Below are 18,931 nucleotides of genomic sequence, written 5' to 3' on the forward strand. Positions count from 1 at the left end.
TTTTTGTAATTACTCACAGGATGTGAGGTGCCATAAGTTAAGCCACAAATAGCGCCTTGACCATGTAGAAAATTTTTAATGAAATCAGATTTAGAACTGCTTAGCAAAAAGATTCTGTTTATTAGTGTATTTTTAATCTTTGCTGTGTTAAAATCAAATCTTTTCTAAAACATACCCTTTTAACTTTTTATTTTGAAAAGGCCTTATTACTTGCTTTTGATAATACTGTCATAACAATTACAAATATTATTGCTAAAGTTCCTAATGCCATCCCCATGGAAGCTTTATATCTTACTATCTGACAAGAATACATTCCCCAAAGTGGTGTATAAGGCAAAATGCTACCATTGTTACCTGCACGTATAAGAAATCCTTCTAACAAGTAAGGTATTCCCATTATTAATCCACCAAATATAAATGGTATAACTGCTGACTTACTTATTGATGATAAAAACAATCCAATTTGTGCAAATATAAAAGATCCTATTATTATAGTTAAAATCATAATTATCATCATTTGATAAACTTTAATGCTTGATCCACTGTTTCCAAAATACCATAATGATTTTAATGGAAGTTCTAGTCCTTTTCCCCCAGTTTTTCTTAATGCACTTAAATATATTATTAAGACAATTGATAGATTAACTATAGAAACAGATATTCCAGCCGCTATTGCTTTAGCTTTAACTATATTTTTTTTACCATTTTCTGTACTATTTATAAGTCCTACCATATTGTTGTCATATTCTTTAGTATATGATCCTGAAACAATTGTAAAAGTCAATAATCCTATTAATGGAGCTATACCATAACTCTTATCAAATACACTTGAATAAATTTCAACAACATCATTTCCCGCAGTATTTAATAGAATTGTAGAAAGTAGTGCTACTAAAATCCAGGGAATTATAACCCCTAATCTTAACAACATTTTTTTCATTTCAAATTTTATAATTCTTCCCATGAATTAAACCTCCTTAGTATCTTCTAAATCAAAGTAAAACATATATACATCTTCAAATTTTGGTTCAGCAATATCTACATCCTTAAAACTAGGTATTGTTTCTGACACGACTCTAACTTCAGTATGGTCTATTCCCCTTTGGAAATTAACTATTTTATATTTTTGTTGTATTTGTGCAATTTCTCTTTCATCTTTAGTTCTTATTACATATACCTTATTTTTCATCCCTCTTAATATATCTTCATGGGTTCCTTGCATTAAGAGTGCACCATTTTTTATCATTATTGTTTCTTTAGCTACAGATTCAATATCTGAAATTATGTGAGTAGATAAAATTATTATTTTATCCCTTGATATATCCGCTATAAGATTTCTAAATCTGCTTCTTTCTTGTGGATCCAACCCTGCTGTAGGTTCATCTAATACCATTATTTTGGGATCATTTAATAAGACCTGTGCAATTCCAACTCTTCTTTTCATACCTCCTGAAAATTTTCCTACTTTTTTATTTCTAACATCATATAATCCAACTAAGTGTAAGAGTTCATCAATTTTATCCTTAGCTTGTCCTTTATCTAATCCCTTTAATGCAGCCATATAACTTAAAAATTCTTTAGCTGAAAAATTCTTATATGCTTCAAAATCCTGTGGTAAGTATCCTATATATCCTCTATATTCATCTTCATTTTCTTTAATATTCTTTCCATTAAAAATTATTTCTCCGCTATCTGGTGTTAATAAAGTGGTTATTTGTTTCATTAAAGTTGTTTTTCCTGCTCCATTAGGTCCTAATAATCCATAAACTCCATTTTCTAAAGTTATTGTTATATCATCAGTAGCCTTTTTTACTCCAAATCTTTTATTTAAATTTTTTATTTCTAATTTATTCATTTTCCATTCCTCCATATATTTTAATTAGTTATAAATTTTTTAAAGTTTATTATTATTAATAAAATGCTAAGTAATATTATTAAACCAACTATTCCTATTGAAAAATTTATAAGATCAAAATTATTACCCATTATAGATATATTGCCCCAGTTCATTCCTATATTTATATCAAAATAACTAAGCATATCAATATAATTAACTTTGTCTAATATCATTAATAGCTTTTTAGGTAAGAACTTTAGAAGCATACATACTTTACCCAATACAATAAATATAGCTCCGCCGCTTATTACTGCTAAAGAATTACTTAATGTAGATGAAAATAAGAATATAACTAAAGATATACTTATTAATACTAGATACATTACAGAAACTCTTGATAAAACATAATTTACTATTGTTGGGTCACCCTTTAGAAGAATAAAATTATCCACTATTCTAAAGGCTTGTAAATTTCCATTTACTGGTGTGCCATATTGAATTATTGTTATTAAAAATTCCAATCCTAAATATACTGAATAAAATATAACAGGTATTAATATAGCTAAAAACATTTTTGAATATAAACATTTAAATTTATTTTTAGATGATAAAATCAAATTATCTACGGATGATATCTTTTCATTAATATAAATATTACTAACAATTAACATGATCATTATCAACATAAAAAAACTAGCAACTGAATGAGTACTTCTATAACTAAAAACTTTCCAAAAATTAACCTCTTTATATTCATTATCTTTTATATTTTCTATTTTCTTTTTAGAATCCTCTGCTATCCTTTTTTCCATAGAATCTTTTCCATTAGACTTAGAGGCTTCTACTAACCCATCAATTTTTTTATTAAAATTTTCTTTACCAATTACAATAGGTGCTCTTTTATCTACAACTGTTTCATGCTGTTCATTTACATGCTTTATTTCATCCTCCAAAGTTGGTTTTACTATTGCCATTATGGATGTTAAAAGAATAAAGATTGCTATTGCAATTAAAGCAATTTTTGATTTTGCTATTTTTTTTATCTCCCAACCAATCATACTTTTTCCTCCTAATTTATTAAGTTCATTATATTTTATAATTTTTTATCCTTTTTCCTTGGAACAATTATTATTATAGTTTCACTAACTTACAGCTTATTAAATGTAATCTTAAATAAACCTTACAAATAAAAAATTAAAATTTTAAAATAAGTTATCCTATCCTTGTTTTAAAAATAGCTATGTAGTTAAAAAGACGACTCAATTCGCTAAAAGAATGAATTATATATTTTTTTAGTAAATTTTCACTAAAACACTTTTATTTATCAGTAATGATTTGCCTTTTTTTACAATTCATGTTAGAATCGGTATTGTCATGTGATATTTCTTTCCTTAGTTAACAATTAACTATATTTTATGCACACTTTATAATTGATTGTTAATGTAAAACAAAGTAAAGAATTTAGGAGGATTTATTTATGAACAAAAAGTTAATCGCTATAACATTATCGACATTAATATTAGTAGGAGGTGTTACTGGCTGCTCTAATTCAAAAAATACTAGCACAAATAAAGAAAATAGTAAAAATGAACAATCTGCTAATAAACCACTAAAACTAGATTTTGTACAAACTAGCAGACATGATGACAGTGTTAGCAAATTCTCAATGACTTATGATAAAAAACCTAAAAAAGCTTTGGCTATAACAAATTGCATGATAGAAATGATGCTCTCTATGGGATTAGAAGACCAAATGGCTGGTACAGCTTATGCTGAAAACAATATACTTCCAGCTTTAAAGCCTGCTTATGATAAGGTGACCGTTATGAGTAAAACTCATCCCTCTAAAGAACAACTACTATCAAATGGTGTGGATTTTATAATAAGTTGGGGTAGCAGTTTTAACGATAAAGGTGTTGGTACTATAGATTGGTTAAACGAGAATAAAATAAAAGCTTATATTCCAAGATCTGGAGAAGCAAATGCAACAATAGATTCTATATATGAGGACTTTAATAATCTTGGAATAATCTTTGACAAAGAAGACAAAGCAAAAGAAGTAAATAATAAGATTAAATCAGAATTAAAAGAAACTACAGATAAAATTAAAGATATTGATAAAAAAGTTAAGGTTTTAGGATATGATTCGGGAACAGATAAAGCTGCAGTAATTGGAAAAGGTATAAGTAATGAAATAATCTCACTAGCTCAAGGAGAAAACATATTTGGAAATATAGATAAAACTTATCCAGAGGTATCTATGGAAGAAGTAATAAAGAAAAATCCTGACGTAATAATGATTTTAGAATATTCTGTTGGAAACGGCGGAGAAACTTTTGAAAACAAAGTTAAAGCCCTTAAAGCAAATCCTGCTTTAAAGGATGTAAATGCTATAAAAAATAATAAATTTATAAAAGTTGAATTAACTGAATTATATCCTGGTGAAAGAGTTCCAGGCACTGTAAAAAAATTAGCTAAAGAGTTCTACCCTGATAAATTTTAATTGATACTAATATATAATAAATAATTAGTACTTTTAAAAATTGTACAACCCCTGATTTTTAAAAGAATGTATTGTCATAAAGGCATTGAATAAGAGGTTCTTATTCAATGCCTTCTACTCCACATCTCCCTACGTTTTAAACCAAAGGAAGCTAGTTTAAGTTTTAAAAAGTATAATTTTTATTCCATGTTTTAAAAGTAATAAGAAAAAAAGATAATATCAATATTACCTTATTATCTTCTAAAATTTCATTGATTTGGTTTTAATGTAAAAATTTATATTCACTTTAAATCATTTTCCTTTTCCTTAAAAACAATAAGAACATACTTATTTATAAATGAAAATATCTTGAGGCATAGTGTTCCTTATAGGCCCTACTGATATTTCTTTTATTTGTTTTAAAGTACTTGCATCAAGCACATTTACTCTAGCAACTTTTCTATTTTCCTCATATTTATTTAATAAATATAGTTTATTATCTTTAATATCAGCACCAATTATTCTTCTGTTATATAGAGTTTTAACATCAGTTATAAGAAGTTTCTTTCTATCTAATTTCACAATATCTCCTGTAAGGGAAACTAAAAATATATTATTATCATCATAAACTATTTTACTTATATCTAAATTATTTTTAATTAATTTATTATAATTAATGTTTTTTATTTTTTTATCTAAAATATCATAATATAAAAAATAATCCACTTTTGCATCAACACTGATAAATAATTTATTATCTATTAATTCTGTTGAAATTACTCTTACATTAGTAGGCATTTTCTTTTCTTCTACTAATTTAAAATTAGATCTATCTATAATAAATAGATATGTTTCTGTATCCGTATCACTATCAAATTTAGCACCTATAACATATATATATTTATTATCAAAATCTCCACATAATAATAAGGAATTTTTAATATCAAGTGCATTCTTTTTATTATTACAAGAAAAATACACTCTATTATTATCCCCATTGATTTTATTTCTTGGAAGATTGAATAATATAAGTTGTCCATTTTTTTTAGTTCTAACAAAGCTTGCTCCATCATCTACTTTTTCTTCAGATACTTTAAAATTATTATCTATATAAAACAATTTATTATCAAGGGAAGTGGGAATATATACTGAATTGTTAATATATGATACCATAGGAGCATCCATAGCATTTAATTTAATACTTTTTTTATTATGGAAATTCTCATTTAAAATTTTTAGTTCACTGTCTTTAATTGATGCATCTGAAAAAAGTATGCCAATAAAAGCTTTATTATTATAATAATGTATTCCTAAACTTGATAATAATATTAATATTCCTAATAAGACTAATATGTATATCTGCTTTTTTCTCATAATATTTTTCTCCTTTTTAAATATATTCTTTATTAATCTTAGATTCAGCAAGTAATTTTTGTAGAGTACCAAAAATAGGAACAATTACAATTGCTCCTATTTTTAAATTTAATTAGCTTGTCCTGTAATATTATATTAAACACTAGTAGTTATTTCCCAAGAGTTATCTTGGCTTAAAGTAGCTGTTAAAGAGTATACATTAGGTTTAAATTCTAATAATGCTTTGTTGGTTATCCTAGTAATATCTAAAACTTCACCTTGTGAATATTCTCCAAATGAAATCCAATATTTAGGATGAGGCCTAAAAAATAAGTTCATATTAGGCTGAGCTTGTTTAACAAAAGTACCAAAACCAGACATACCTATACCAACAATGGCTTCATTTAAAGGAATAGATGAATTCTCAACTATATATAGTTCTCCTTCTTTATCTGGGCTAGTTTGCAAATTCTTAAATTTATAAGCATTATTTTCATAGGATAATTCAACCATATTATTTGTATTCAAATCAGCACCTATAATTTGACTAGATTTAAATATAGTTCCAGGCTGCAATTCACCACTTTCTCCCCATACAAAAACATAATCAGTAGACCAAGTAAATTTTACAGTTGTCATTGGATGAGCAGATTTAGTTAACCATGCTAAACTCATTACATCTATATCTAAATTTGGATCTTCTTGATAAATACAAATATCTCCAAAGTTTGAAGATTCATTTTTAAAAGTTACTGAATATTCCATAAAAAAAACCCCTTTTGAATATATTAAAAAAGAAGAAAAATTTTTCTTCTTTCATTTTAACATATGCTATTATTAAAATTTATGTTACAAATAAATAATTTTATGTTAAATCCTAGGTATTATTTCCCATTGATTATCTTCTTTCAAAGTAACTGTTAAACAATATAAATTAGGTTTAAATCCTAATAATACTTTATTATTTATTCTATTAGTATCTAAAACTTCTCCTTGAAAATATCTCCCAAATGTAATCCAATATTGAGGGTTAGGCTTAAATGAAAGATTTCTATTAGGCTGAGCTTGTTTAACAAAAGTACCAACACCAGACATGCCTATACCAACAAGTGCATCATTTAAAGGAATAGATCCGTTTTCAACTATACATAGTTCATCTGCCTTATCTAAATTAGTTTGTAAATTTTTAAACATATAAGCATTATTCTCATAGGATAATTCAACCATATTGTTTTTATTTAAATCAGTATTCATAATTTCACTAGATTGAATAATGGTTTTTGAATGCAATTTATCAGTTTTAATCCATATGAAAATATAATCAGTAGACCAAGTAAATTTTACAGTTGTCATTGGATGAATAAATTTAGTTAACCATGCTAAACTGGCTATATCTAAATCGGGATCTTCTTGATAAATACAAACATCTCCAGAGTTTGCAGATTCATTTTTAAAGATTACTGAATACTCCATAAAAAAACTCCTTTTGAAGATATTAAAAAATTTAAAATAAAATTCTCTTTTTTAATATATGATTTTAATATAAATAATGTTACAATGGTTAAATTTTTCTATTGAGAATTCTAATCTTAATGGATGTATAAGTATTTTTGTTAACTTAGTTTTAAAAAGCTCTAGTATTTAGATTGATTATTGTAGATGCTAAAACTTTTACAGTTAAAAATAAACATGAAAAAATTACAACTAAATAAAATACTTATTTCTACTTAGATGCTTTTAATATTTGTAATTTATCACTTATTAGATCATTAGGAAGAACAGCACTTCCGCCATCTTTATCTAAATCAAATCCTTGTTCCATCCAAGCTCTCCAAACAATTTGTGAGCAATAAAATCTATTTGTGGTCCATTTATTTAATATATTATAATTATATCCAAGGCCTATTTTTTCTTCTGCATATTTTATAGCATTTCTATAATGAGGCTCATCTGCCCCATTAACCCCAGCAAGTATAACTTTATCATATCTATCTTTCCAATTATTTACCCTTCGTTGAACTCCTTCTACTTGTTTTCCTATAGGGTAAGCTTCAATAGTATATTGATTATCAACACACACTATTCCAGCATGTCCTGTAAAACTATCATATTTTCCCATAGGAGTAATCAAAATATCTCCGTATCCACCTAAAAAATCTTCATAATCTCTAAGATATTCTTCTTGAGTCCTATTAGTATTATCTCCTGCACTAAAGGATCTTACATTATTAGGTTTAAACTTTGATTTCTTTTCTTTTTCTATTTTAATAAATTCTTCTGGTGTAGCTTCTTTTATTTTATCCCAGTTATTAATTAATTCTTTCATTTCTTTATCGTTTTTTTCTATAACTTGTTTTTCTTCAATAGTATATTTCTGCTTTCCTTCCATATTATTTTCAGCAGCCTTAACATTACTGCTTGATATGGCAAAAATGGAAATTGCTAATAATATAATACCAATATTTTTTTTATTCATACCAAAACCCCTTTTATTCTTCATAGTAATGAAATATTCAGATTAATTAGTGCACATAATTAATTGTATTTTATTACAATTTATATATTATCATATTAAATAGTAATAATTTGTATTATTTTGCAACTGAATTACAATAAAATTCCGCCATATTTCTTATCCCTTACCTTATTATGTATTAAATGGTATAATTATTATATGAAAACATTTACTTCATAGGGGGATCATTAAATGAACTTTGAAATTAATAAAAAAAATTTAACTAAGGATGGTATATTTTTAATTCTCTCATTTATTTCTCTAACTTTACCAATAACTATTATATTAAATTTAAATAATAAACCAGATAATCCTTCACTTTTATCACTACTTTTTTTGGGATATCCAATAATATGTCTTATTCTAGGTTTTATATCTGGAATATTAAAAGTTAATTTATTGGTCGAATTAATATTATTATTTTTAAGTTTACTTGTTATAATGTTATTTTTTCTTAATGTTTCAGCATTAATTTATACACCCTTTTATATTTTTTTAAATATAATCGCAGTATTATTAATGAAAAATTTAACTACTTAATAAAAAAGTATATATACCTTAAACAATAATTATAAATCTTCCTAAACATTATAATATTTAGGAAGATTTTTCCCTCTAATGGTGACTTAATAAAAATACTATTATAGCAAAATTATTTCTTTATTTTCATATTTTAAAATAACTATATTACCATCCTTTACCAAAGCTGCAGTTGGGATATCTACAGACTTCACATTCTGCACAAAATCCTCCATGTCCATATGCTGCTAATTCTCTTTTTGTTACTCTTTCTCCAGCAATTACTCTTGGAAGAATTAAATCAAAAATAGTTGTTTTAGCATACATTACACAACCAGGTAATCCTAAAATGGGAATATCATCCTTATATGCAACTAAAAACATTGCTCCTGGAAGCACTGGTGCTCCATAGGATATTATTTCTCCCCCAGTATTTTTAATAGCTGTTGGAGTAGTATCATCTGGATCTACGGACATGCCACCTGTGCAAAGTATAATATCTGCTCCTTTATCTATATAATTTTCTATAGTTTCAGTTATGATTTTTGGATTATCTGATAATATAACCTTGTCTATTATGTCGCAATTAAATTTAGATATCTTTTCTTCTATTACTGGTGAAAAAGCATCTTTTATTCTTCCATAATAAACCTCATTTCCTGTAACAATTAATCCTACTTTTAATTTTTTATATGGCTTAACACTTACTATTTTTTTACCTTTAGTTAATTTTTCTGCTTCTAATATCTTTTTTTCATCAATAACAAGTGGAATTACTCTTGTACCGGCTACTTTTTCCCCTTTTTTAACTGTCATATTGTTATGTCTTGTAGCAAACATAATCTCATCTATTAGATTTAATTCCATTAAAAGTTCTTTATCTATTTTTAAAATTCCATCTCTATTTGCAATAAAATTTATTTTTCCCTCTTTTACTTCTGAAAAGGCTAGTCCATCTCCTGCTGATAAATCTTTAAGTCTTTCTGCTGCCTCATTTTCATGTAAATATCCTTCTTTTTTCTCCCATATATATATGTTGTCTTTTCCTAAAGATAGTAATACAGGCACATCTTCTTCTCTAATTATATGACCCTTTTTAAAAGCTCTATCTTTGATTTTCCCTGGAATTATCTGCGTTATATCATGACATAATACACATCCTACTGCTTCTTTTACAGATATTTTTTTCATATAAAATCCCCCATTTTTAACTTTTATCATTGTATTCTCTCACAATACTGTAAATCTATTTATATTTTATAATTTTTTGTAAAATTCTTTCTTATATTATACTACTAAACTACATATTTTAACATATAATCTATCCTATATTATGTTAAATTTGAAAATAATAGATTTCTAGCATAATACATATTAGATAGCGTGTATTACGGATTAGGAATACTTCTTCGATTAAATGATGAATATACTAAAAAATAATATATTTCAAAACAAAAAACAATGTATTTTGAATCTCTATCAAAATACACTACTTTTTACATTTAATTATAAAATAATAATCATTTGGTTTCTAATATTTCTAATACTATTTATACTTTATTCCACTCCAATTTATATTTTTAGCTAACTCTGCTTTTTCTTTTAGATTTATATCTTTTAATGCCCATTTTTTAAATTCTTGATATCCTGTTCTATCTACTATATAACCTATATGTTCCTTCCCACCTGGAGCATCCTTGTCTATATATTCATGTATATAATCATAGGTATTTACTATTATTTTTACTATACTATCCTCATCTACCCACTTTATAAAATCTTCTGCAAGTCTAGGATTCTTCTTGCCTGTTCTTCCCATTATAGCTAATTTATAATATTTTTCTTTGCTACGAGTCCATGCTCCCGTAGGACATTTACCTACACACTCTCCACATCCTATACACTTTTCATGGTCCCTTATAACTTTAAAGTTTTCAAATCTTAAAGCTCCTGTAACCCTTTTTTTACAGTTGTTAACACAGGCCATGCAGCCTATACATCTGTACTTATCATATTGAGGTTCTGTCATTCCTAATATTCCAAAGTCATGCATTCTAGCTTTTATGCAGTCATTTGGACATCCTGTAAGAGCTACTTTTACATGATAGTCATTAGGGAATATAGACTTTTCTATTCTTTTAGCAAATTTTGCAGTATTATAATTAGCAAAAGGACAGACTTCATTTCCTACACAGGAAGTTACGTTCCTAGTTCCAGCTGCTGAATATCCTTTTCCTATTTTATCTTGGTTTATATTTAGCCCCTCTATAACCGGTTGTATTAATTTATTTATTTCATCCATTTTATTAAAATCTAAATCTGGAATTTCAAATCCTTGCCTTGTAGTTACATGAACTTTTCCATTACCATATTCTTCAGCTATTTTAGCTAATATAGCAAAATACTTTACTGGCAGGTCTCCCCCAGGAACCCTCACTCTTAAAGCTGTTTTACCTCTATGTTTTGTAACTCTAAATGCATTCTTTTTTATAGCTTTAGTATTAATATCCATTTAAAATCCTCCCTAATCTATAAGAGTTTTTCCCTTTACATAATTAAAAACTGGACCGTCTAGGCAAATATAAGTATCATCTATTTTACAATGACCACATTTTCCAAGTCCACAGCACATTTTTCTTTCTTGAGATATCCAAATATTTTCTTCTTTTATTCCTAATTTTAAAAACTCTGCTACTGCAAATTTCATCATTATAGGTGGTCCTACTACTACAATCTGTACATTTTCCTTATCTTTTATATCTAATTCTGGAATGTATTTAGTTACAAGACCTGTATTGCCTTTATAGCCTTCCTCTGCCACATCTAATGTAACAGTTACATCAATATTTTCTTTCCATCTTTCTATATCTTCTTTAAATAGTACATTATTTATAGTTTTAAATCCTACTATAAGATTAAAACCTTTGCATTCCTTTGGATTCTTTGAGAAATAATCCATTATTCCTTTAACTGGTGCAACTCCTGTACCACCTGCTACTACAACTATTTCTTTATTTTTATAATTATCTAAATCAAATCCGTTACCATAAGGTCCTCTTAAAAATAAGCTTTGTCCAATATTATAATTATAAATTTCATCTGTAACTACCCCTACTCTTCTTATAGTTAAATCTACATATCCTTCTCCTATTTCGCACACGGATATAGGAGATTCTCCATATTTAGGTAGAGATACTTCAAAAAATTGTCCTGGTTTTACTTCTCCTTCATAAGACATTCTAAAAGTATATTCTATATCTGTATGCTTTTTTATATCTAATATTTCAGATTTAAAAGGCATGTATACATTATTTGCAGTCATTAGAATTCACCCCTTCTACTAAATTTGAAAGTTTATTTACACAATTTGAGAAAGATATATATTCTGGACAGACATCATCACATCTTCCGCATCCTACACACATATGATATCCAAATCTCTTTTTATAGTCATTTACCTTGTGCATAACCTTAAATCTCATCCTTTGTCCCTTATCTATTCTGAATCCATGACCTCCAGCCATATTAGTGTATCCATCTATCTGACAAGAAGCCCACACCCTTCTCCTCTCTCCTGTTTTAGCATTATCTTTATAGAATATATCCTGCATAGTAAAGCAAGTACAGGTTGGGCATACAAAATTACATCTTCCACAGGCTATACATCTCCCAGAATATTCATTCCAAAAATCTAGGTTTACTATTTTAGCTAAGTTTATTTTATCTGATATATTTACTTTTATTTTATTTTCTTCAACATAATCTGGCTCTATCTCAAGTTTTTCTTCTATTTGTACTCCATTAAAATATTTTTCTAAAGAATTATCTTTAATATCTACATATACATTTTCTTCATCTATATTTATTCCTAAATTATAATTTTCTGATTTATTAGTTCCCATAGAAACACAAAAACAATTTTCAAAGCTTTCACTACATCCCATAACAACAAATTTAACTCTTTCTCTTATAGCTTTATAATAAGGATCTTCAGCTCCATTTTTTAAATATATATCATCTATGCGTTTTAATCCATGTAGATCACAACTTCTTAGAAATATAAGCATATTTTCTTTATCTGTCTTAGGTTCGATCCAATTGTCTTCTGTAAAATAAAATAATGTTTGAGTTATTGGTAGTATAACTTCTTTAAATGAAAAATTAGATTTTTCTTTAAAATTTATTTCTTCCACAGACGAGATTTCTTTATATCTTATGGAATTTGTATCTGAAAATGTCCCCTTTCCTTCTAATGTAGTCGGTGCATAAACTTTAAAATCTTTTCTTAAATTTTTTAAAACATTATTAAAATTTTCTTTTCTAATCTTAAAACCCATTATGTTTCACCTCTTAAAACTATTTTTTTGATATTTTATAATAGGCTGCTCCTACAAATAATGCTCCGCCTATAATATTTCCTAAGGAAACAAAAATTAAATTGTACGCTAATCCACTTATGGATACTCCTAATCCATGTGGTATAAATAGAGCTATAGAAAGTAATGTCATATTTGCTACACTATGTTCAAAACCTGATGATATAAAGGCAAATAAGCACCAAAATATCATTATGAGTTTTCCTGCCTCTTCTCTCATTTTTAAACTACACCATACAGCTAAACAAACCAAAATATTACATAACAAACCTCTTAAAAATAACTCCATAGGGGGTAGTGTCATCTTTATTTCTGCTGTTTTTAAAATAAATTTACCTACAGCTTCTTTCGCTAATCCTGCATTAACAAATATTAAAGCTAAAAGCATTGATCCTATTAAATTTCCTACAAAACTGAATCCCCATATGCTTAAGGTATCTTTCCATGTAGTCTTCTTATTTAATGTTCCTATAATCATAACCATATTATTTCCTGTAAAAAGTTCTGATCCCGCCATAATAACAAGACTTAAAGCTATACCAAAGGATAGCCCCATAATAAGCTTTACATAAGGGGAATTAACATATGCTAAATTTCCGCCTAATGTAAATATGAGTATAATACCTATGCCAACGTATATCCCTGCAAGAGCAGAAGATACTAAATAACCTACTTTATTATTTCTTAATAAGTCCCTTTTGTTTTCTGCCACATTACTAATTTTGTTAATTTCTTCACTATACATACCCTAGAACCCCCTTTTATTTTTAATGAGTTATATAAAATTTATTACTGCTTATAATTTATTCTACATTGTAAAATAAAAAAAGTATGTGATAAAAATCACATACCCTTAAAAAATTCTGACAATTTATTTCTATCTTTAATTATTATTTTTTTACCCTCATAATATATAAGTTCTTTGTTTTTTAACTCTTTTAATGCCCTAGATATAGTTTCCCTTGAACTTCCTAACATTTCTGAAAGATAAGTAACTGTTATATTTAGCTTTATGACTTCTCCATTTTTTTCACACTCACCATAATCTTTAGCCAATTTCCAAAGCTTAGCTGCTACTTTTTTTTCTACTTTAAGAGGTACTGTATTTTTTAGTTGTCTATACATCCTTCTTATTTTATTGGTCATTGAAAACATCACTTCTTGAGTAAATTCAAAGTTTCCACCCATTATATATAATAAATCATTTCTTTTAATTGATAAAACTTTACTATTTTCAAAACCTTCACAACATATAGATGCTGGTTTTTTATCTAGTATAATTTCATTTATAAATTTACCCTTATCTATTATAAATATTACTCTTTTTTGACCATTTTCTGAAGTTCTATACAAAGTAACTTTTCCTTCTAATACTATATATACATTATCTACAGAATCTCTTTCATAAAATAAAATTTCTCCTTTTTTTAAATTTATTACTCTAAATTTATTTGTTAACATATCTAATTCATCATTTTTAAGACTAGAAAATATCTCTAAATCTTTTAATTTATATTTTATTGAATTATTCATGAGAATTAATACCCCCATTTTTTATTCTCATATATCATATTTCCATTATTCATTTTTATTTCAATATTAATATAATTAGATTTGAAACCACATACTAAAATACTTTTACCTATTTTCTAACTTTCTATTCCTACTCTTGCAGGTACACCTTTTTCATAGTAATGTTTTATTTCTTTCATTTCTGTTACCAAATCTGCTTTTTCTATTATTTCTTCTTTGGCATATCTTCCCGTTAATATAACCTCTACCTTTGGATTTCTTTTATCTAATACATCTATTACTTCTTCTACTGTAAATAATCCATAATATAAAGCTATATTAACTTCATCCATAACAACTAAATCATAATAACCAGAAGTTAATATTTCTTCCATCTTTTTTAGTCCTTCTTTTGCTAATTTTATATCTTCTTCTTCTGGATTTCCGAATATAAATTTATCTCGTCCAAACTGTTCCATAGTAAAATTAGGTAATATAGTTGGAGCCTTTAGTTCGCTATATTTCATTCCCTTTGTAAACTGTCCAAAAAAAACTTTTTTTCCACAACAGACTGCTCTTAAAGAAATTCCTAAAGCTGCTGTAGTTTTACCCTTACCATTTCCTGTATAAACTTGTATGTATCCTTTTTCTTCTTTCATAATTACACCTGCCTTTTTCATTATATGTTCTGTATAATGTATATACCTTATAATACAGTAAAAAACTGTATAAGTTAAAATAAAATATATCTCTCTTATTATGGCAAAATCTATATTGATAAAAGCATCTCAAAATAGATTAAATTTTAATATAGGAAATATAAAAAGTACATGTAATAGACGTATGAATAAGCTTTAATAGTTCTTAATATGGTGGAATTAAAAATTAACCTCTAATCCCTCATAGGACCTGAGGAGCCAGTGATGAATCCAAGGATGGAGCCTCTACTGGATAGAAAATTTTTAATAGAATCATATTTAGAACTTTTTAGCCAAACGAATTAGTTTATGAGTGTATTTTTTATATTTGAGGTATTAAAATAATATATATTTCTATATCTCTTCAACACTTAAAAGCGTTTCTAAAGTATACTTTTTTAAATTACCTGTATCTGTAATATTTTTTTCTGCTTTTGATAAATCTTCTTTATTATCATACGCAATGCCTAAAGCATCCCCACTATGGCATCCTATTATGCCTAGTCCTTTGGTTCTATTTTTATATTTTTCTATTATATTAAAATAATCATAATTTAATCTATTAAAATTTCTTTTTATACTTTCCTCCGAAATTTGTGATATATTTTTAATATTTCTTTTTTGTATACTATCTTTTAAATCTGGTATTAAATCTTCTATTGAATTCATCTTTTTTAAATTTTTATTATTAAAATCTATGGTATTTATTATTCTACTTCCCTCTAAAACTAATATATAAAATTTTATATAGGGACCCAATTTTTCTTTAAAGCTTCCCTTTTTATAGTCAAACAATGTAAATTCATTAAATATTATGCTGTCTGTAGGTTCTATGGTTAAACAATGTTTTTGTAATTCTTCTATGGAATAATTTTTTTCAAATAATTTGGTTAAACATTTATAAGTAGCGCATAAATCCGCTGTACTACTGGCTAAACCTTTTCCTCTTGGAATTCTACTATTTATTTCTATATGAATAGTATTTATGTAATCTTTGTGACCCCAATCTGTAAGTATATTTTTTATAAATTTATTTGCTTTAATATTTCTATAGAAATTCTTTTCTTTTTTGCTTTCAAATAGTCTAACGGATGTATATAAATTTATAGGGGAAGAAACCAATACAGGCTTTTCCCCTAGATTTCCTTGAAGTATTTCTCCAAAACTTCCTGGATATTTAGCTGTAACTTCCATGAAATACTCTCCTTAGATTTCTTCTTTTATATGATCTCTATATATTTTTTGAAATTCTATATTTGCTCCTAGACCCTTTAAATATAAATCAACTTTAAAGCCTTCCTTTTCCAAAACATTTCTCCAGGATTCTTCATCCTCTCCTGCCATATCATTGTTGGCATGATCTCCTGCCACTAACATAAAAGGCATTAGTAAAACATTTTTTACTCCAGATTTCTTTAATTTGGGTATTACTGACTCTATAGATGGATCACTTTCTACACTACAAAGATATATATTAGAATTTATGTGTTCTCTTAAATAATAATCAAATTGAAAATAAGCAGCATTAGCTGGATGTTCTGTTCCATGTCCCATAAGTATTATAGCTTCTTCTTTATTTAATTTAGGAAGCTGAGTTTTTAAGGCTTCTGTAGCTATTTTATAGTCTTCATTTTTAAATAATAAAGGCTTTCCTAATTTTAATACCTTAAATTCATCTTTAAACTTAAGAACAGCTTTTTCTATTTTTTCATATTCTTCTCCAAACATTATATGTAGAGGTTGAACTATAACTTCTTCATAACCTTCCTTTTTTAGTTCTTCTAATGCTTCCATAGGATTATTTATTTTTATATTATCTCTTTTTAATATTTTATTTATTATCATGTAAGAAGTAAAAGCTCTTTTTATATCATAATCTTTAAAACTTTCTTTTATAAAATTCTCTGTGCTTTCTATACAATCCTTTAATGATTCTTCATAACTAGTACCAAAGCTAACCACTAATATAGCTCTTTTGTTCTTATCCATTCTTATCCTCCTGATCTATCCTAATAATATTATTTAATTAACATATTTCTTAAATACTTCATTAAATATATGCATCAATTTAAATTTATAATTTTTTTGTTTAACATACCTTAAATATATACTTTATATATTTTTTATAATATTAAAGTTTTTAATACTTAAATATATAATATTTTATTTATTTCTCTCAAAATATTTTTCAGGTATAAATCTATATATTATAATAGCTATTATTACATTTGCTAAAGCTGCTAAAGAAAGTATTGGTAATATAGCTAATACTCCTTTTCCTGTTATAGGGATTATAGCAAACACAGATACTGGTCCATTTATAATAACTGCTACTATTGTTGCAACTATTGCTGCTAAAATATTATTTTTATTTTTTAATTTATTATAAACTACTCCAAATAATAACATAGTCACTGCCATATCTACCATAACTATCATATGTACTGGTAAACTTAATGGAAATCCACTAGTTAAAGCACTTAAAAAGTGAGCTACTGCCCCTATAATAGCCCCCATAATAGGTCCTAATATTAATGTCCCTAAAAATGCTGGCATAGAATCAAAGGCTATACTTCCCATTATTTTTATATTTGCTCCTACAAAACTTAAAGCTATAAATAATCCTACAATAACTAATCTTTTAGTTTTCATATTGTTTTCTTCCTCCAATATTAAGTTTTTAATCTATTAAATTATCTTCAACTTAAACAATATAAATAATCAATTTTGATCACAACTTAAACCATATACTTAATATTTAATATTTAATACATGTCCTCACTTAATAAACAATTGATAATTACCTATCGTAAAAATTGACCATCAATTATTGACACTTATTCATTAATACTTAATTATTATTAATTAATCATTGAACTTATGTATTCAACTAAATCTTCTATATTATTAAATTCTCTTTCATAATTTATCTTCTTTCTTCTTATTACCAAAGCATATATATTGCATTCCAGACAGGCTAATATTTTTTCCTTTGTGCCACCCTGTGGTCCACTATCTTTCAATATTAGTGCCTTGGCATCATAGTCCTTTATAAATGCTTTATTTAATTCTTTACTTATAGGTCCCTTTATAGCCATAAGATCCTCTACTTTTACCCCTAAATTAAAGCAATCTTCTAAAACTTTTACAGATGGAAGCACTCTATGTATTATCCTATTTTCTAGTTTTAAATCTAAAATTTTATTCATATTTCTACTACCAGAGGTGTTTAATATATTACCTTTTATATTTTTTAAAGCCTCATTTAAATCTTTATAATCCTCTAAAAATACTACTTTTTTATTTTCCTTAAATTCCTCTGCTGAGGATGGTCTTTCATACCTTAGATATTCTATATTTAAATCTTTTGATACTTCTCTAGCATTTTTAGTTACTTCTAAAGCATAGGGATGAGAGGCATCAATTAATATATTTACCTGGTTCTCCTTTAGCATATTTGAAAGTTCTTCTTTATTTAAAGGTTTTGTATTTAATTTTTTATATTTATAGTTTTTTAAAATTTCTCCACCATAAGCTGTAGCTGTAGATATTAATATGTTATCTGTAAACTTATTTAGTAAAGAAAGTATTTCTCTTCCCTCTGAAGTACCTAATATTAAAGCTATCATTTTTTATCTC

20 protein-coding genes are annotated in these 18,931 nt (G+C 26.4%); 2 read left to right on the forward strand and 18 right to left on the reverse strand.

Features of this window, described 5'->3' with window-relative positions; genetic code table 11:
• Positions 1-187: 187 nt before the first annotated feature.
• From ACYUDJ_RS05760 to ACYUDJ_RS05770, 3 genes are read right to left on the reverse strand one after another with little or no spacing between them, the layout of a single operon-like run.
• Positions 188-964 (reverse strand): ABC transporter permease, encoded by a 777-nt coding sequence (locus ACYUDJ_RS05760; RefSeq protein WP_003489265.1) that lies wholly within the window; start codon positions 962-964, stop codon positions 188-190.
• Positions 965-967: 3 nt separating this feature from the next.
• On the reverse strand, positions 968-1,855 hold the full coding sequence (locus ACYUDJ_RS05765; RefSeq protein ID WP_042386360.1) for an ABC transporter ATP-binding protein: 888 nt from the start codon (positions 1,853-1,855) through the stop codon (positions 968-970).
• Between the two features lie 20 nt (positions 1,856-1,875).
• Complete coding sequence (locus tag ACYUDJ_RS05770) at positions 1,876-2,895, reverse strand: ABC transporter permease (RefSeq protein WP_003489261.1); 1,020 nt, start codon at positions 2,893-2,895, stop codon at positions 1,876-1,878.
• A 419-nt stretch (positions 2,896-3,314) separates the two neighbouring features.
• Here ACYUDJ_RS05770 and ACYUDJ_RS05775 point away from each other — a divergent pair, with 419 nt between their 5' ends.
• On the forward strand, positions 3,315-4,340 hold the full coding sequence (locus ACYUDJ_RS05775) for an ABC transporter substrate-binding protein (RefSeq protein WP_043031704.1): 1,026 nt from the start codon (positions 3,315-3,317) through the stop codon (positions 4,338-4,340).
• A gap of 327 nt (positions 4,341-4,667) precedes the next feature.
• Here the strand turns inward: ACYUDJ_RS05775 and ACYUDJ_RS05780 are convergent, their stop codons facing one another.
• From ACYUDJ_RS05780 to ACYUDJ_RS05795, 4 genes are all read right to left on the reverse strand, one after another.
• Positions 4,668-5,693: a hypothetical protein gene (locus ACYUDJ_RS05780; protein ID WP_003489257.1), complete on the reverse strand. Its 1,026-nt coding sequence runs from the start codon at positions 5,691-5,693 to the stop codon at positions 4,668-4,670.
• A gap of 135 nt (positions 5,694-5,828) precedes the next feature.
• A complete protein-coding gene (locus ACYUDJ_RS05785; protein WP_003489255.1) occupies positions 5,829-6,437 on the reverse strand; it encodes a hypothetical protein in 609 nt (202 codons plus the stop codon).
• Between the two features lie 105 nt (positions 6,438-6,542).
• Complete coding sequence (locus ACYUDJ_RS05790) at positions 6,543-7,145, reverse strand: hypothetical protein (RefSeq protein WP_003489253.1); 603 nt, start codon at positions 7,143-7,145, stop codon at positions 6,543-6,545.
• 250 nt (positions 7,146-7,395) lie between these two features.
• A complete protein-coding gene (locus ACYUDJ_RS05795) occupies positions 7,396-8,148 on the reverse strand; it encodes a YiiX/YebB-like N1pC/P60 family cysteine hydrolase (RefSeq protein ID WP_042386356.1) in 753 nt (250 codons plus the stop codon).
• Positions 8,149-8,379: 231 nt separating this feature from the next.
• Here ACYUDJ_RS05795 and ACYUDJ_RS05800 point away from each other — a divergent pair, with 231 nt between their 5' ends.
• Positions 8,380-8,727: a hypothetical protein gene (locus tag ACYUDJ_RS05800; protein ID WP_003489249.1), complete on the forward strand. Its 348-nt coding sequence runs from the start codon at positions 8,380-8,382 to the stop codon at positions 8,725-8,727.
• A gap of 147 nt (positions 8,728-8,874) precedes the next feature.
• Here ACYUDJ_RS05800 and ACYUDJ_RS05805 read toward each other — a convergent pair whose 3' ends face one another.
• From ACYUDJ_RS05805 to ACYUDJ_RS05855, 11 genes are all read right to left on the reverse strand, one after another.
• Positions 8,875-9,897 carry a molybdopterin-binding protein gene (locus ACYUDJ_RS05805; protein WP_042386353.1) on the reverse strand — a complete coding sequence of 341 codons (1,023 nt, stop codon included), beginning with the start codon at positions 9,895-9,897 and terminating at the stop codon, positions 8,875-8,877.
• 355 nt (positions 9,898-10,252) lie between these two features.
• Positions 10,253-11,218: a sulfite reductase subunit C gene (gene asrC, locus ACYUDJ_RS05810; protein WP_003489246.1), complete on the reverse strand. Its 966-nt coding sequence runs from the start codon at positions 11,216-11,218 to the stop codon at positions 10,253-10,255.
• A 12-nt stretch (positions 11,219-11,230) separates the two neighbouring features.
• On the reverse strand, positions 11,231-12,028 hold the full coding sequence (asrB, locus tag ACYUDJ_RS05815; protein ID WP_003489245.1) for an anaerobic sulfite reductase subunit AsrB: 798 nt from the start codon (positions 12,026-12,028) through the stop codon (positions 11,231-11,233).
• On the reverse strand, positions 12,015-13,043 hold the full coding sequence (gene asrA, locus ACYUDJ_RS05820) for an anaerobic sulfite reductase subunit AsrA (protein WP_003489244.1): 1,029 nt from the start codon (positions 13,041-13,043) through the stop codon (positions 12,015-12,017). Before asrA ends, asrB begins: the two co-directional genes overlap by 14 nt.
• A 19-nt stretch (positions 13,044-13,062) precedes the next feature.
• On the reverse strand, positions 13,063-13,827 hold the full coding sequence (locus ACYUDJ_RS05825) for a formate/nitrite transporter family protein (protein ID WP_003489243.1): 765 nt from the start codon (positions 13,825-13,827) through the stop codon (positions 13,063-13,065).
• A gap of 98 nt (positions 13,828-13,925) precedes the next feature.
• Positions 13,926-14,615 carry a Crp/Fnr family transcriptional regulator gene (locus tag ACYUDJ_RS05830; protein WP_042386351.1) on the reverse strand — a complete coding sequence of 230 codons (690 nt, stop codon included), beginning with the start codon at positions 14,613-14,615 and terminating at the stop codon, positions 13,926-13,928.
• A gap of 116 nt (positions 14,616-14,731) precedes the next feature.
• On the reverse strand, positions 14,732-15,253 hold the full coding sequence (cobO, locus tag ACYUDJ_RS05835) for a cob(I)yrinic acid a,c-diamide adenosyltransferase (protein ID WP_042386350.1): 522 nt from the start codon (positions 15,251-15,253) through the stop codon (positions 14,732-14,734).
• Between the two features lie 393 nt (positions 15,254-15,646).
• Positions 15,647-16,486: a GHMP family kinase ATP-binding protein gene (locus ACYUDJ_RS05840; protein WP_003489240.1), complete on the reverse strand. Its 840-nt coding sequence runs from the start codon at positions 16,484-16,486 to the stop codon at positions 15,647-15,649.
• 12 nt (positions 16,487-16,498) lie between these two features.
• Positions 16,499-17,281: a sirohydrochlorin cobaltochelatase gene (locus tag ACYUDJ_RS05845; protein WP_003489238.1), complete on the reverse strand. Its 783-nt coding sequence runs from the start codon at positions 17,279-17,281 to the stop codon at positions 16,499-16,501.
• A 174-nt stretch (positions 17,282-17,455) separates the two neighbouring features.
• Positions 17,456-17,944, reverse strand: a complete 489-nt coding sequence (locus ACYUDJ_RS05850; RefSeq protein WP_003489235.1) for an ECF transporter S component — start codon at positions 17,942-17,944, stop codon at positions 17,456-17,458.
• A gap of 209 nt (positions 17,945-18,153) precedes the next feature.
• Positions 18,154-18,921, reverse strand: coding sequence for a cobalt-precorrin-6A reductase (locus tag ACYUDJ_RS05855; RefSeq protein WP_003489233.1), 768 nt, complete (start codon positions 18,919-18,921; stop codon positions 18,154-18,156).
• Between the last annotated feature and the right edge of the window lie 10 nt (positions 18,922-18,931).

This window comes from Clostridium sp. CTA-6 (genome assembly GCF_054768115.1).